This window comes from Isoptericola variabilis, assembly GCF_050311655.1.
Lineage (GTDB): Bacteria > Actinomycetota > Actinomycetes > Actinomycetales > Cellulomonadaceae > Isoptericola > Isoptericola variabilis.
In genome coordinates this window covers 308796-323260 of sequence record NZ_JBNOZM010000003.1, presented here as the reverse complement: position 1 = coordinate 323260, position 14465 = coordinate 308796, and the positions used below count along the sequence as shown (strand labels likewise).

At 73.3% G+C, this 14465-nt stretch carries 13 protein-coding genes; 4 read left to right on the top strand and 9 right to left on the bottom strand.

Translation table 11 applies throughout. The annotated features are described in order from the left end of the window. Positions 1 to 120 precede the first annotated feature (120 nt). From ACQP60_RS08620 to ACQP60_RS08600, 5 genes are all read right to left on the bottom strand, one after another. Complete coding sequence (locus ACQP60_RS08620) at positions 121 to 3018, bottom strand: hypothetical protein (RefSeq protein ID WP_429730750.1); 2898 nt, start codon at positions 3016 to 3018, stop codon at positions 121 to 123. Positions 3019 to 3355: 337 nt separating this feature from the next. Next, positions 3356 to 3547, bottom strand: a complete 192-nt coding sequence (locus ACQP60_RS08615; protein WP_429730747.1) for a hypothetical protein — start codon at positions 3545 to 3547, stop codon at positions 3356 to 3358. After that, positions 3547 to 3771, bottom strand: a complete 225-nt coding sequence (locus tag ACQP60_RS08610; protein WP_429730744.1) for a helix-turn-helix domain-containing protein — start codon at positions 3769 to 3771, stop codon at positions 3547 to 3549. Before ACQP60_RS08610 ends, ACQP60_RS08615 begins: the two co-directional genes overlap by 1 nt. Positions 3772 to 4052: 281 nt before the next feature. Further along, positions 4053 to 5462: a recombinase family protein gene (locus tag ACQP60_RS08605; protein WP_429730742.1), complete on the bottom strand. Its 1410-nt coding sequence runs from the start codon at positions 5460 to 5462 to the stop codon at positions 4053 to 4055. After that, positions 5348 to 6730 carry an HNH endonuclease signature motif containing protein gene (locus tag ACQP60_RS08600; protein ID WP_429730740.1) on the bottom strand — a complete coding sequence of 461 codons (1383 nt, stop codon included), beginning with the start codon at positions 6728 to 6730 and terminating at the stop codon, positions 5348 to 5350. Before ACQP60_RS08600 ends, ACQP60_RS08605 begins: the two co-directional genes overlap by 115 nt. 165 nt (positions 6731 to 6895) lie before the next feature. On the opposite strand from ACQP60_RS08600, the gene ACQP60_RS08595 reads away from it, so the two are divergent. Then, on the top strand, positions 6896 to 7936 hold the full coding sequence (locus tag ACQP60_RS08595; protein ID WP_429730737.1) for a S66 family peptidase: 1041 nt from the start codon (positions 6896 to 6898) through the stop codon (positions 7934 to 7936). A 41-nt stretch (positions 7937 to 7977) separates the two neighbouring features. On the opposite strand, the gene ACQP60_RS08590 is transcribed toward ACQP60_RS08595, so the two are convergent. Further along, positions 7978 to 8775, bottom strand: coding sequence for an isocitrate lyase/PEP mutase family protein (locus ACQP60_RS08590; protein WP_429730734.1), 798 nt, complete (start codon positions 8773 to 8775; stop codon positions 7978 to 7980). A 77-nt stretch (positions 8776 to 8852) separates the two neighbouring features. Here ACQP60_RS08590 and ACQP60_RS08585 point away from each other — a divergent pair, with 77 nt between their 5' ends. From ACQP60_RS08585 to ACQP60_RS08575, 3 genes are read left to right on the top strand one after another with little or no spacing between them, the layout of a single operon-like run. Beyond that, positions 8853 to 9215 (top strand): YidH family protein, encoded by a 363-nt coding sequence (locus tag ACQP60_RS08585; protein ID WP_429730731.1) that lies wholly within the window; start codon positions 8853 to 8855, stop codon positions 9213 to 9215. Between the two features lie 19 nt (positions 9216 to 9234). Then, complete coding sequence (locus ACQP60_RS08580) at positions 9235 to 9585, top strand: DUF202 domain-containing protein (RefSeq protein WP_429730729.1); 351 nt, start codon at positions 9235 to 9237, stop codon at positions 9583 to 9585. Between the two features lie 58 nt (positions 9586 to 9643). Next, positions 9644 to 10255: a Pr6Pr family membrane protein gene (locus ACQP60_RS08575; RefSeq protein WP_429730726.1), complete on the top strand. Its 612-nt coding sequence runs from the start codon at positions 9644 to 9646 to the stop codon at positions 10253 to 10255. 18 nt (positions 10256 to 10273) lie between these two features. Here ACQP60_RS08575 and ACQP60_RS08570 read toward each other — a convergent pair whose 3' ends face one another. The 3 genes from ACQP60_RS08570 to ACQP60_RS08560 form a co-directional block, all read right to left on the bottom strand. Beyond that, complete coding sequence (locus tag ACQP60_RS08570) at positions 10274 to 12157, bottom strand: alkyl/aryl-sulfatase (RefSeq protein ID WP_429730723.1); 1884 nt, start codon at positions 12155 to 12157, stop codon at positions 10274 to 10276. A 44-nt stretch (positions 12158 to 12201) separates the two neighbouring features. After that, positions 12202 to 13899, bottom strand: a complete 1698-nt coding sequence (locus tag ACQP60_RS08565) for a SulP family inorganic anion transporter (RefSeq protein WP_429730720.1) — start codon at positions 13897 to 13899, stop codon at positions 12202 to 12204. A gap of 108 nt (positions 13900 to 14007) precedes the next feature. Next, positions 14008 to 14421 (bottom strand): hypothetical protein, encoded by a 414-nt coding sequence (locus ACQP60_RS08560; protein WP_429730718.1) that lies wholly within the window; start codon positions 14419 to 14421, stop codon positions 14008 to 14010. Positions 14422 to 14465: the final 44 nt, after the last annotated feature.

Here is a 14465-nt window from a genome sequence, read left to right as displayed (position 1 = left end):
CTATGGCTCTCTGCGGTTCAAACCTGCGGGGGTAAAACCCCAGGTGAGAGAGAAAGCATGGACTCGTACGTACGGGGTTCGCGCGTCGTAGGGGTGGACACTTGTCCACCCTGTCCACCCCTACGGCGGCCACCTCAGCCCCTCGCGCCCGGCGGCCCAGTAGCGCACCCCGCGAGCACCCTTGTTCGTCGTCTCGGCGGCCTCTATCTGGCCCAGGCTCACGAGGGACTCCACGACCTCGTCCACCAGATAGCGGTCCCTGCCCGGCAGTTGCCTCTTCAGAGGGCCGCCGGTGATGCCCGCTGACGCGGCGGCCGTGACGATCTTCAGCACACGGGCCGCCACGCGCTTCCTGTCCCGGTTGGCCTTGGCGTCCTCCACGGCCACGGCGTTGCGCGCGTGCTGGCGGGCGTGGGCCTCGCCCTTCTTGGCCACCTCGCGCGCCTGGACGGCCAGCACGTCCTGGAGGGTGACGTTGGAGACGCGCAGGATGTGGCCCGCCAGTGCCCAGTCGTCCTCGCGCACGTCCACGCGGCCCGCAAGCAGCGCGAGGGCCGCCGCGTACTTCAACCGCACCAGGGCACGGTGGCTGGCCAACGGGTCCACGTCCGCATCCCCTCGCACGACGGGGAGGCGTACGGCATCAATCTCGTCCTGGACCGAGGGCGGTACCGTCATGGGCCGTCGCCCGGCTGCTGCGGGGTCGTAGGGCGGCAGCGGGGGCAGCGCGGGCACGCGCCAGCCCAGCGGTCCCGGCCAGGCGGGCTGCACGTCGGGCGCGCCGGGGTCCTTGGCGGGCATCCAGGCCAGCCGTTGGGGCGTGCCGCCGTCGGCGTCGTTCAGGATCGGCCCGCAGCGCGCGGGTTGCGCGCCGATGACGAGGCACACCCGGTAGCCGTGGTCATTGACGACGATGCGGCGTTCGTCGTCGGCGTTCATGAAGCCCAACTGCTCACCCGAGAACACCGAGCGCAGCATGGCCATGATCGTGGCGCCCCTGCGGTCCATGCCAACCGCCACGAGAGCATCGACCTCGGCCACGTTCACGAGACGGCCGAGCCCGTGGGGGCGCCGCTGGGACGGCCCCACGGGCTTGCCGTCAGTGTCCATGTCCCTGTACTTCTCGGTGAGCGACTTCACCAGACCCTCGCCCGACCCGATGGGCTGCTCGAACTCAGGCGCGGGCAGGGGCAGTAGCCGACGGGCCACGCCGTTGGCGGCGCCCTTGCCCCCACCCGATGGCGCCACGATCACCGCCATGAGGTTGAGGGAAGCGTGGTCGCCCAGTTGGTCGGGCAGTACTACCGACGGCGGGATGAGCGCGACGACACGCGCCAGCACGATGCTGAGCACGGCCCACGGCCCCGCCCGCCTGGCCCGAGCAGCCTGCCTGATGTGGTCCAACTCAGGCCTTGCGGTCCAGAACAACTCGTCAGCCTCGCCAGCGTCGCCTGGCCGGTCTACCGCGCCCGCCGTCACGTCAGCGAGGGCGGGCACGGTAGGGGGGTTGGTGGCCATCAGTCCGGCCATCAACGCCTCGTCGTCCGGGCCAGGGCCGTGCGGCAGGTGCTTGCCCAGTTCCCCGGCCGCCTCGTCCTCGGTCTTCTCCGAGGCTTTGCGCACGGCATAGTCGGCTGCCCCGGCCACCTCCCCGAGCGCCGGGGCGCGGCGGGGCTCGGTGTTCTCCAGCAGCCAGGCGAACCTGGCGACGAGGGTGCGCTGAGCCTCAGCCCAGGTGTCGTCGTTCAGGCACCCCAGGCGCCGGGCGCACGCGAGCCGGATCATCTGCGAGAGCAGCCATGGGTGCCGACCGGGCGGGGTGTCGGTGGCCCAGGCGTCGATCATGCGGGCCACGTAGCGGCACGGCTTGGCCAGCCCCTCGGGCCACTTGCTCGGCGGGGTGACCACCTCGCCCACGGCATCGTGGTCCTCGGCCACGACGCGCACCCCGGCCGCCGTCAGGCGGTCCTCCACGTCGTCTAGCGTCAGGACGTCGGTCTCGTCGGGCTCGACGGCGTCCAGCAGCATGACGGCCATCGGCTCGCCCTTGCCGACGTTCCACGTCCCAGGGACGCGCATGACGCGCGCGGCGTCCGAGACGGTATCGACCGTGCCGCCGTGCCGCTCGGCCACCCCGGCCACGAGGCGGGCGAACGCGCGTCCTAGGGCTTGGGCTCGGGCGACGTCGCCCCCGTCGTCCACGCGCCAGCGGGGCTGGAGCCCGTGCCCGCTGAACACCACGACGGCGGGCTGAGCGCCGCCGAGACGCCCGGACACCTCATCCTTGACCGCGTGGGCCGCCTCCCAGGTCGGCAGGTGCTTGCCCGTCCCGCCCACGTCCAGGTCGGCCGGGAACGCGATGACCCCCGACACGTTGGCCGAGGTGCGCGAGGTCACCCCCGCCCGGAAGGCGTTGACGCTCAGCCAGGTGTCGGCCTGGTCGGACAGGTCCCGCGCCAGCAGTTCGGCGGGCGTCACCCAGGTGACGTTGAACGCCTCGCCGGGGGGCATCGTGCACAGGGCCACCCGGTCGCCGTCGCGGTAGCCGCAGGCCTGGAGGAAGCGGGCCAGGTCGCTCGGCTTGGCGCCGTCGTCGGACACGGGCTCCACCTCGAGGTGGGGCTGGGCCTCGAGGTGGTGGGGATCGGGGACCACGGCCAGCACGGCCGCGCGCCACTGCTCGAACCGCTCGGCGTGGTCGTCGGTCAGGTGGTGGACGAACGCCCCGCGCGGGCCATCCTCGCGGCGCACCACCCCGGCGTCCACCAGTTCACCAACGACGCCCAGCAGCCATGCCCGCTTCCCCTTCACGTTGGTCGTGATGCCATTCCCCGTCGCCCGCTTGCTGGTCCTCAGGAACTCCACCAACCGCTCGGCGGCCTCGCTCTTGCGCATGGCTTGGGCGGCCGATTCGCAGTGCTCGTGGTAGCCCTTGCCGATCAGCCGCGCGAGCCGGTCCAACACCTCGCCACAGACGGTGCAGATGGCCTTGTCCATCGTCGTCTCGGTCGTCGTCATGACCGACCACCCCCAGCCCGTCGTGGCCCGGTCGGCGGGCCGAATGCGTCAGGGCCGACGTGTGCCGCCGTGCAGCCCCGTGCGTGCCTGTAGATGCCCGCCGGGGCGTTGATGCTCTGCCGGGCGGCCAGGCGGCGGTCGGCGCGGTTCATGGCCTCGGGCCGCGCCCCGCAGTGCGGGCAGGCCCTCGCCGCACCGGGATGCAGGATCGCTTCCTCCAAGGCTGTGCGCGGCCGGGTCGCCTCGGTAGCCTGGACACGACTAGTCCGGCTGCCTCGGCGGGTGACGTTCTGGTCTTCGGCCCCCGGCGTTCGCGCGCCGGGGGCTTCCTTGCGCGTCACGAGTGGTCACCCCCGTTCGCGGGGGCCGACGTGGTGGCCGACGTCGTGGCGGGGCGGGCAGCCACGATGGACTGCCCGGAGAACATCGCCTTGATGACGGCCTGCTGGTGCGGCGTCAGGGGTGGGGCTTCGTCGGCCTTGCGCACGGCGGCTTCATGGATGCGGGCCAGGGTCTGGGCGTCCAGCATCAGGCCGCGCCCCCGTCGTTGGCACCGCCGGAAGGGGTGGCGGGCTTGGCGGTGATCCAGGCCTGGGCGTCCTCGGGCCGGATGCGCAGCACGCGCCCGATCCGGTAGGCGGGGAGGTCTCCCCGGTCGATGGCCCGGCGCACGGTCATGTGGTTGACCTGGCCAGCGTGGGCGGTGTCCGCCACGCTCCAGTAGGGCTCGGGCAGGGTGGTGGTGCGACTCATCGGGCTCACTCCCCGTTGGTCCAGGACGTCGGACCACGGTTGTGGGCCGTAGACAGGGGGCATGAGTCAGCCGGGACACGGCACTACATGGCGGCCGTCCCGAGGTGGCTCATCTGCACCTCACCCATCTACGTGCCTCCCGAGGGCTCGAACCTCGGTCGCCGCCGTCCGGCGAGGCCCACCCCCCAACCGTTGGGGTCAACGGTGGGGCTGTGGTGGGGGCCACATTACGTGAGTCATCGCCAGAGTCAACGGCAGAACGCTCACGACTTGGCGGGCTGCTATGCGTCCTCGCCGTCGCGCCAGACCAGCGCGATGGTCTCGGGCTGGAACGTGCGCCGGTTGCCCGGCCCGGTGGGGTTGATCGTGACGTGCAGCAGCCGCGCCACGATGGCCCGCTGGCGGTCAATGTCCAGCCCGTCCCAGGCCGCGCGCACGTCGGGGGCACCGACCAGGCCCGCCAGCACGTTGCCGCCCGCCAGCGCCACCTGCTGAGCCTCCAGGGTGGTCAACTTCTCGCGGGCGGTGTTGCTGGCGGCCTTGAACTGGGCCGGGGTCATGTCCCCGTCACCGAACAGGACGGCGATTTCGTCCAGCCGGGCGCGCACGATGGCAGCCTCGCCGCGCACCTCGCGCAGCCGCTCCACACGCTCGGTGTCCTCCACGAGGGCCACGGCGTCGGGGCGGCTCAGGCGCTCCACGATGGTCTCCACCACGAGGGCATCGATGGGGGCGCGGCCTCGCGCCAGGTGGGGGTGCACGCTGCACCGGTAGGTGGGGGTGTTGCGGTTGTTGCGGCCCCCCACCACGGTTACGTCCTCGCCTACGGCCGCGCACCGGCCGCAGCGGGCCAGCCCGGTCAGCAGCGACGCCACGGCCTTGCCCGTGCGCGGGCCGGTACGGCGCTTGTCCGTGACCGCCATGAACGCCCGCCACTCGTCCTCGGTGAAGACCGCCTCCCAGTCGCCCGCGACGCCGGTCAACTCGCCTCTGTAGGTGCCCAGGCCCGCGTAGACAGGGTTCCTCAGCACCTGGTTCACGCGCTGTGCGCTCCACTGCCCGCCGCGTTCCGTGCGCGCCCCGATCCGGGTCCACTCGCGGGCCACGCCGGACTGGGAGCCGCCGTTCATGATGGCGTCGTAGGCCTCGCGGATCAGGCGCGCCTCAGTCTCGTCCAACTTCTTGTTGCCGTGCTGGTAGCCGAACCGGCGGCCCCGGTAGATGGGCTGCCCCCGCTCGGCCATCTGCTCGTTGGCGCGGCGCTGACGCTCACCCTTGCGCCGCACCTCGAACCGAGCGATGCCCGCCAGCATCGTGGCGCGGAACTCGCCGTCGGCCGTGCTCAGGTCAATCTCCCCATCCACCGTGACGGTCATCAGCCCGGCGTCGATCAGGGTGTTCAAGTCGCGCGTGGAGCGCAGCAGCCGGTCCAGGTCCACGGCCACCACGAGGTCCACGCGCCCGGCCTCGGCGTCGGCAAGCATCGCCGCCCAGCGCGTGCCCTTCCCGCGCGGCTTGGACGCGCTGGTGTCGTCGTCCACGTAGGTGTCCACGAGGGTCCACCCGCGCGCCTCGATCAGCGCCGTGCAGCGCCGCACCTGGCGGTCGATGCCGTCGGCGTTGTCCTTGCTCTGCCGCCCGTAGATGGCCGCGCGGCGCGGCTGCTGAGGCCCCTTCTCCTTGTATGCCATAAGCCGAGTTTATGGTGCCGGCGGCACAGATGTGCGAGGTTGTCCGCGGTCGTCCGTCCGCCGCCGGCCCACGCGAGGGTGTGGTCGACGTCGCAGCGGGGTGCCGGGCGGGTGCAGCCGGGGAAGCGGCAGCTGCCGTCGCGGGCCTGGAGGTAGGCGCGCAGGGCTGCGGGAACGGTGTAGGTGTCGGGGTCGGCGGACAGCAGCTCCCCGGTGATCGGGTCGACCAACAGCCGGCGCATCGAGGGTGCCTGGGCCGTGAGGGCTGCCGCGGTCTCGGGGTCGATCGCGCCGTGACCCGTCAGCTCGGCGGGGTCGGCGGTGCGGCCGAGCAGCGCCATCACCGGGACCGTGACCTGAACGCGTGGCGTGATCCGGCGCGCGTGGTCGGCGAGGTCCGGGACGTGCTCGCCGGCGAGGTCATCCGCGACGTCGCCCTCGGCGCCGGCGAGCAGGAGTGCGGCGAGGGTGTCGGCGCGGAGCTGGGCGAGCGTGCGCGGGTCACCGGCGTCGCGGGCGGTCCGGGCGGCGGTGCTGAGGCGGTCGTGGGCGGCGTGGGCGGTGGTGGCGGGGAGGTAGGCGCTGAGCCAGGCCATGCCGTCTGGGGCGGGGTCGACGAACACCCCGCGCTTGGCCGCAACCCTCGCGTGCCGCACGGTGAAGGGCTCGGGGTGTGCCCGGTCACGGGCCCGGCGCAGGAAGGAACGGAACTGGGCCGGCGTGGCCGTCGCGGCCCGCGGGAGCGCGTCGGCCTGCACGGCTGCCCGCGCCTGGGCGTCGGGGAGCTCGGCGAGCACGTCGGCCATCGCGGTGGCCTGACGGGACCCGATCCGGCCACGGCACAGCTCGGCCAGGGTGGCGGACCCGGACGACGTCAGGGTCCGCGCCGTCTCGACGAGGTGGTCCGCCTGTCGCTCGGAGACGCGCAACGTGGTCGCGACGTCCGCGACGAACGCCCGCCGGGCCAGCTCGTGCTGCCTCGCCGTGCCGGCGCGCTGCACGCGCAGCTGTTCGCCGGCGAGCAGGTCGGGCTTGCACCGCACGGCCGCGCGACGGGCGCGCTCCACGGTGAGGAGCTTCTCGCCCTCCAGGGCGTCGATCCGTGCCTGGAGGTGGGCGAGGTCGTCGAGCGCGGCCGAGACGTCGTGCACCGTCGTCGGTCCGGCCGGGGACAAGAGGTCGTCCCACGGAGTGGTGACGACCGGCGGGTCGTCGAGAGCGTCGTCGGGCGCCGTCACGGGCATCGCCGTGGATGTTGTCGTGGACACGCCTGTCACCTCCTCGCCGTCGAGTCACGACCTCCTTGTTCGAACACTAGTTCGATCCTAGCGTCCACCCGAACCCCGCGACCAGGACCGATACCGACCTGTGGACAACCGGTCGCCACCGGAAATCGCCTTGTCCGGGACGGCGCAGCAGGGCACAGTCCGGGCATGACGATCCGCTACCCGCGTCCACTCAGTCCCGGCGACGCGATCGGCGTGACCGCGCCGTCGTCGGGCGTCGCGGCCCCGCTGCACGCACGGCTCCACCATGCCGTCGACGTCGTGCGGGCCAAGGGCTACGACGTACGCCTCGGAGAGACGCCCACGGGGAGGGGGATCGTCAGTGCACCGGCCGACGTGCGCGCCGCCGAGCTCACCGCGATGCTCACGGACCCGGCGGTGCGCGCCGTCGTGCCGCCGTGGGGCGGGGAGCTCGCGACCGACCTGCTGGGCCGCCTCGACTGGGACGCGCTGGGCGCGGACCCGACGTGGCTGGTGGGGTACTCCGACGTCTCGACGGTCCAGCTACCTCTGACCCTGCGCACCGGCGTCGCGACGCTGCACGGCCAGAACCTCATGGACACGCCGTACGACGTGCCGGACGGTCTCCTCGGCTGGTGGGAGGTCGCCGCGGCGGCGCAGCAGGGCGAGGCGCTGGTGCAACGGTCGCCGCGCCGGTTCCGTGCGTCGGGATGGGACGACTGGGAGCAACACCCGGACGCCAGCACCTGGACCCTCGACACGGCGGGCGCCTGGCGGCGCCTCGACGGTGGGGACCCGGCCGCGCCGGTCGACGTCTCCGGCCGGCTGATCGGCGGCTGCCTGGAGACGGTGTCGCTGCTCGCGGGCACGCCGTACGGCGACGTCGCACGCTTCGCGGCCGAGCACGCGCCGGAGGGCCTGGTCGTCTACCTCGACGTCCTGGAGTGGGGCGCGTTCGAGGTCGCCCGGGCGCTGTGGGCGATGCGGCACGCAGGCTGGTTCGACGCCGCGAACGCGGTGCTGGTGAGCCGCACGCACGCGCCGGACGCGGACGGGCTCACCCAGGACGACGCCGTCCGGGACGCGCTCGGCGACCTGGGGATCCCGCTGCTCGCCGACGTCGAGTGCGGGCACGTGCCGCCGTACCTTGCACTGGTCAACGGCGCGCTCGCGCGCGTGCAGCACGGGCGCGAGGAGTCGGTGATCACCCAGCGGCTCGTGCCGTGAGTCGCACGGGCGCCGAGCGGCGTGCTGAGTCGGTCGCGCCGTCAGCCCCGGAACGCCCGCGGCATGACGTCGCGCGCCGGGCCGGTGCGGTCGAGGAACCCGACGTCGCCGGACTGGAGCTCGCGGGCGGCGTCGACCAGCGCGGCCAGGGCGTTCCAGGCGAACGTGCCGCCGACGGAGATCCGCGCGACGCCGGCGTCGGCCAGCTCCTGAGGGGTGGGCCCGCCCGCGACGAGCAGCGCGTTGACGGGCCGGTCCACCTCCCGGCACACGGTCGCGACCGCGGCGGCGTCGCGCAGCCCCGGCGCGTACAGCACGTCTGCGCCGGCCTCCTGGTAGGCCTGCAGCCGCGCGATCGTGTCGGCGAGGTCGTCGCGGCCGTACAGGTGGTTCTCGCAGCGGGCGGTGAGCACCAGGTCGCCGGCGGCCTCGGCCGCGGCGGCCACGCGCTCGACGGCGAGGGCGCGGTCGTAGACGGGTTCGTCGTCGCGGCCGGTCGCGTCCTCGACGGAGCCCCCGGCGAGCCCGGTCGCGCGGGCGCCGGCCATGGTGCGGGCGACGTCGGCGGGGGAGTCCGCGAAGCCGTTCTCCAGGTCCGCGTTCACCGGGACGTCGACCGCGGACGCCAGCGCGGCGGCGTGTGCGAGCGTCTCGTCCCGCGTCGCCCCGCCGTCGGGCCGGCCGAGCGTCGCGGCGAACCCGCTGCTCGTCGTCGCGACCGCGGCGAAGCCCAGGGCGGCGAGGATCCGCGCGGACCCGGCGTCCCACGCGTTCGGCAGCAGGAGGGGGTCGCCGGGGCGGTGCAGGGCCAGGAAGTCCGCGCGCAGGGTCGACGTCATGCGCCCGACGCTAGCCGCCGCCTCCGACGCCGTCGCGCCCGCGCCCGACGCGCCCGCGCTGGATAGGCTCGGGCCTCGTGAGCCGCGAACGCTTCCCCCGGTGGGTGTACGAGAGGGGCACGGAGCCCGACCCGCGGTTCTCGCTGGCCAACGAGCGCACGATCCTCGCGTGGCTGCGAACGGCCCTGGGGCTGATCGCCGGCGGCACGGCGCTCGAGGCGCTGGACCTGCCCATGGAGCCGCACCTGCGCCTCACGTCCGCGATCGTGCTGCTCGTGGCGGGCGCCGTCGTGCCGGTCGCGGCGGCGGTCGAGTGGGCCCGCTCGGAGCGGGCGATGCGTGAGCACGGCCCGCTCCCTGGCGCGATCACCGGGTTCGTGCTGGTCGTGACCATCACCGTCGTGGGCATCCTCGTGCTGCTCGCCCTGCTGCTGCACTGACGGACATGACCGGACCGACATGACCGACCGTCCCCCGCCCCTCGTCGGGCCCGAGCGCGACCGGGGCCTCCAGGCCGAGCGGACGGCGCTCGCGTGGCGCCGCACGCTGCTGTCGTTCACGGCGGCGTGCGCGGTGGCCTGGCAGACGCTGCCGGGCGTGGACGGCCCGACGTCGTTCCTCCTCGCCGCAGCCGTCGGGCTGGCACTCACGCCGCCGCTGTGGTGGTTCGCGAAGCGCCACGCCCGGCACACGCACCGGCACCTCGACACCGACGAGCCGCGCCTGCGGCACGGCCGGCGGATCGTGCTCATGTGCGCGGGCACGGCCCTGCTCGGCCTCGCGGGGCTGGTGGCGATCCTCGTCTTCTGAGGCGGCGGTCTCCGAGGCGGCGGCGGGGCACCGCCGCCCGATGCGGTTCACTGTGCCCATGTTCGTGCTCGTGGGCCTGTTCCGGCTCCTCGTCGTCGCGCTCGGCCTGGTCGGCACGCGCGCCATCTGGCGGGACGGCGACGTCGAGGGCTTCGTCTACTTCACCAACCTCACCAGCTTCCTGGCGGTGGCGGTCTTCGGCTGGGCCGCCGTCACGACGCTGTGGCGCCGGGAGCCGCCGCCCGTCTGGGCGAAGGGCCTGGTGACGCTCGCCGCCGCCATCACGGGGCTGGTCGCGTGGCTGGTCCTCGAGCCGGAGTCGCCGGACGCGCCGGCCGTCTTCCTCGGCCTCACCGACGGGCAGGTGGAGCACCGGGCGCTGCCGATCGCCGTCGTGGCGGACTTCCTGCTGCTCGACCCGCACCGTCGCGCCCGCCTGCGCGACGCGGGCCTGTGGATGCTCTTCCCGGTGCTGTACTTCGGCGCGATCCTGCTGCGCGGGCAGCTCAGCCCGGGCAGCGAGTACCCCTACGGGTTCATCGACCTGGACGCCCTCGGATGGGCCGGGCTGGGGCTCAACCTCGTGATCTACGGCGGCGCGTTCTACGTCCTCGGACTGCTCATCGTCGCCGTCGACCGGGCGCTCCCGGCCCGCCCGCTCGTGCGCTGAGCGGGCCGGGAGGCGTCGTCACGGCGTGACGATGGCGAAGTTCTTGTCGCCGGGGTCGAGGACCGCGGTGAGCCGGCCGAGAACCGAGGCGTCGCCGGAGATCTCGATGCCCGCGGCCGCGAGCGCGGCAGGGTCGCCGGCAGCGAGCACGGGCAGGGCGGCGCGACGGGCGCTGATGGTCGCGTCGGCGTCCCCCTGCTGTTCCGCGGCGCTGTAGGTGAGGACGCCGTTGGCAAGCCGCACCCGGTAGCGCTGGTCGGTGTCGGGCACGACGACGTCGATCGTGAGGTTCTCGTCCCATGCCCGCGGGCCGTTCACCTGGATGGCGATGGCGTCGAAGAGCATCTCGGGGGACAGGTTGGCGATGACGTCGGGCGCGTTGGTCTCGGTCGGGGTGCCGAACTGGCCGTCGCGCAGCTCGGTCGCGCCGGACAGGTAGAAGTCACGCCAGGTGCCGTTCTCCGAGCCGTACCCGAGCTGCTCGTAGGTGTCGGCGAGCAGCTCGCGGGCGGCGGCGTGGGCGGGCTCGGCGAAGACGGCGTGGTTCGCGGCCTCCGCAGCCCACCGGAAGTCGCCGGCGTCGAACGCCTCGCGCGCGTTCGCGACGAGCGCGTCGACCCCGCCGGCGAGCTTCGCGTACCGCTTGGCGCGCTCGACGGGCGTGTGCTCCCACAGGTGGGCGGGGTTGCCGTCGAACCAGCCGAGGTAACGCTGGTAGATCGCCTTGACGTTGTGGCTGACGGAGCCGTAGTAGCCGCGGGCGTTCCAGGCGTTCTCCAGCGCAGGCGGGAGCTGGATCTCCTCCGCGATCTCCGGGCCGGTGAGGCCCTTGTTGAGCAGGCGGAGAGTCTGGTCGTGCAGGTAGGCGTAGATGTCCCGCTGGTCCTGCAGGTACTTCACGACACGGTCGTGCCCCCAGGTGGGCCAGTGGTGCGAGGCGAAGACGACCTCGACGTCGGAGAAGAGGTCGATCGACTCCGTGAGGTACCGCGACCACGCGTGCGGGTCGCGCACGACGGCGCCGCGCAGCGTGAGCAGGTTGTGCAGCGTGTGCGTGGCGTCCTCGGCAGCGCACAGCGCCTGGTGGTCGGGCAGGTAGATGAGCATCTCGGACGGCGCCTCGGTGCCGGGCGCCATCTGGAAGACGAAGCGGACGCCGTCGATGACCTCCTCGTGGCCCGTCGTCGAGATGGTGTCCGTCGGGGGCATGAACGTGACCTCGCCCGTGGAGATCGTCTGCCCCAGCCCGGCACCGACGCCGCCCTGGGGTCCCCGGGCGAGCGCCGCCCCGTACATGTAGGCCGCACGACGATTCATCGCGACGCCCGCGTACACGTTCTCCGAGACGGCGTGCTCCACGAAGCCCTCGGGGGCGTAGATGCGTACCTTGCCGGAGTCGACGTCTTCTTGGGACACGAACCCCTTGGTGCCGCCGAAGTGGTCGGCGTGCGAGTGCGTGTAGATGATCGCCTTGACGGGGCGGTCGCCGCGGTGCTCGCGGTACAGCGCGAGCGCGGCCGCGCCGGTCTCCTTCGTGAGCAGGGTGTCGATGACGATGACGCCCTCGTCGCCCTCGATGATCGACGTGTTCGACAGGTCCATGCCGCGCACCTGGTAGATGCCGGGCACCACCTCGAAGAGGCCCTGGACGGCGTTGAGCTGCGACTGCCGCCACAGGCTGGGGTTCACGGTGTCCGGGGCGTCGCCATCGAGGAACGCGTACGTGTCGTTGTCCCACACGACGTCGCCCGCGCCGTTCGGCACAGCGTTGGGCGATCGGCGGGCGACGAGGCCACGCGTCGCGTCCTCGAAGTCCTGGCGGTCGGAGAACGGCAGGCTGTTCAGCAGAGCCCGCTGCTGCGCAGCGATGGTGGGCGTGGCTGGCTTCGGTGCGGTAGGCATGGCGCCACGATGGCACCGCCTGCCATGCGGCGCGCGGCGAGGGTTCAGCCGTCGGCGGACGCCCGGCGGGTGCGCCGGCGCTCCGCGAGGTCGTAGGCCTCGCGCACGGAGCCGAGCAGCACGTCGGTCTGCGGCACGACGGCGTCCTGGAGGCGCGACGAGACGCCGCCGGTGGCGAACCGGCGCGCCAGCTCCTCGGGGACGCCGCAGACGACGACCTCGACCCCGTGCGCGTGCCAGCGGTCCAGCAGCCGGTCGAGCGACTTGAGGAACGTCGTCGACGGGATGCCGGCGGAGCCGCGCAGCGAGATCACGAGGCCGGCGTCGCGCGTGTCGGCGGTGTGCGGCCACTCCTCCTCGAGGCGGTTCACCTCGGCGAAGAAGCCGGTGCCCACGTAGTGCAGCACGGTGGTGCGGCCGCTGGGCAGGACGGCGGGCGGGTCCTCGACGCCGAAGTCGCCGTCGCCCCGCGGGACGAGCTGCACCAGCCTGCCGCGCTTGGCCGCCTGCACCGCGAACAGCACGATCGACAGGCCGGCGCCGAGGAAGATGGCCTGCTGCAGCGGCAGCTGCGTGGTGGCCGCGAACGTCACCACGAGCGCCGTCGCGGACAGCCACGACGTGCGGAAGACCAGCACGATGTCGGCCCAACGGCCCACCACCAGCTCGCCGCCGATGACGAGCAGCAGGCCGCCGATGACGGCCATCGGGATGGTGCCGGCCAGCGGGCCCACGGCCAGCACGATGACGATCAGCCAGACGCCGGAGAAGATGCCCGCCCAGCGGGTCTGCGCGCCGCCGCTGGTCGCGACGCCCGTGCGGGACAGCGACCCGCCGGTCGGCAGGGCGCCGAAGAACCCGCCGGCCACGTTGGCGAGGCCCTGCGCGGTGAAGTCCTTCGAGACGTTGGTGCGCGACCCGTCGGGGTTCGGCACGGCCGCGCCGATGCCCGCCGCCTGCGCGAGCGCGATGAGCGCGATGGCGAACCCGCCGGACACCAGGTCGGGCAGGGCCCCGACGTCGGGCAGCGTGAACGGCGGCAGGGACCGGGGGATGGCGGCGATGTCGGACACCAGCTCGACGTCCGTGCCGAGCACCGCGACGACGACCGTGACCACGACGAGCGCCAGCAGCGTCGCCGTCTTGCGCAGCCGCGGCACCAGGCTCAGCGCCGCCCACGCGGCGACCGTCGCGACGGCGACGGCGACCGTTGGGCCGTCCCAGTCGCCGACGTGCGCCACCGCCTCGACGAGCTTGCCCACCGTGTTGTGCGACTGCGGCACGTACCCGGTCGCGTCCTTCACCACCCCGGCCACGATCTGCACCGCGATGCCGGCGGTGAAGCCCGTCATCACCGCCGTCGACACGAACGACATCACCGACCCGAGCCGCAGCACGCCCAGCAGCGCCATCCACAGGCCCACCATCACCGTGAGCGCGGCGACCGAGCCCAGGTCCGACGGGTCCAGCCCGGCGTCCGTGAGCACGCTCTTCGCGGACAGCGCGATGGCGCTGGTGAGCGTCGTGACCATGAGCACCGTGCGCGAGAAGAACGAGCCGACGATCGTCGGCACCGCGCCCGACCACAGGCCCATCGGCGCGGAGAACCCGCCGACCGTCGCGTACGCCATGCCCTCCGGGATCGAGAACAGGCCCGTCACGAAGCCGGAGACGACGTCGCGAGGGGTCGGCCGGGGCAGTTTCCGGGTCTTCGGGCCCGCCGCGTCGCTCGCCTCGCTCACTGGGTGCCCTCCTCGGTGGCCGCCGATGCATCAAGCACCTTGCCCCAGCAGGGGGAACACCGCGACCGCTAGTCGCGGCGTCCCCGGGCACCGCCCTCGGGAAGCGACTCAGCTGCAGTCGAGGTCCTGGCCCACGGACGCGGTGGCGTCGACGACGCGCTGCGCCTCGTCCTTGAGGGAGGCGGCCGCCTCGGAGAGCGTCGCATCGTCGTCGACCTGGCCGAACGCCGTCACGAGCGCGTCCCAGGCCTGCTCGACGTCGTCGGTGCGGTCGTCGGACACGTTCGCCAGGCTCTCGTGCAGCGTGCGCTGCGCCTCCGCGGCCTGGTCGCGCGCGGCCTGCACCTGCGCGACGGACGCGTCCGGGCCGAGCGTGCCCGCGAGGTTGCGCAGCGCGTCCGAGTAGGCGGAGAGGTCCTGGCACACCTGGGTCGTGTCGTCGCCCATGGCGTCCGTGCTGGACTCGCCGCACCCCGCCAGCAGCAGGGCCGCCGCGCCCACCGCCGTCGTCCCCACCCTCACGTACCCGTGTCGTGCCCTCGCCCGGCCCATGGTCGACTCCTTCG

Coding starts and splice junctions, on each gene's coding strand:
- ACQP60_RS08620 (WP_429730750.1), bottom strand. CDS start 3,018: ATGACGACGACCGAGACGACGATGGACAAGGCCATCTGCACCGTCTGT.
- ACQP60_RS08615 (WP_429730747.1), bottom strand. CDS start 3,547: ATGCTGGACGCCCAGACCCTGGCCCGCATCCATGAAGCCGCCGTGCGC.
- ACQP60_RS08610 (WP_429730744.1), bottom strand. CDS start 3,771: ATGAGTCGCACCACCACCCTGCCCGAGCCCTACTGGAGCGTGGCGGAC.
- ACQP60_RS08605 (WP_429730742.1), bottom strand. CDS start 5,462: ATGGCATACAAGGAGAAGGGGCCTCAGCAGCCGCGCCGCGCGGCCATC.
- ACQP60_RS08595 (WP_429730737.1), top strand. CDS start 6,896: ATGACGATCCGCTACCCGCGTCCACTCAGTCCCGGCGACGCGATCGGC.
- ACQP60_RS08590 (WP_429730734.1), bottom strand. CDS start 8,775: ATGACGTCGACCCTGCGCGCGGACTTCCTGGCCCTGCACCGCCCCGGC.
- ACQP60_RS08580 (WP_429730729.1), top strand. CDS start 9,235: ATGACCGACCGTCCCCCGCCCCTCGTCGGGCCCGAGCGCGACCGGGGC.
- ACQP60_RS08575 (WP_429730726.1), top strand. CDS start 9,644: ATGTTCGTGCTCGTGGGCCTGTTCCGGCTCCTCGTCGTCGCGCTCGGC.
- ACQP60_RS08570 (WP_429730723.1), bottom strand. CDS start 12,157: ATGCCTACCGCACCGAAGCCAGCCACGCCCACCATCGCTGCGCAGCAG.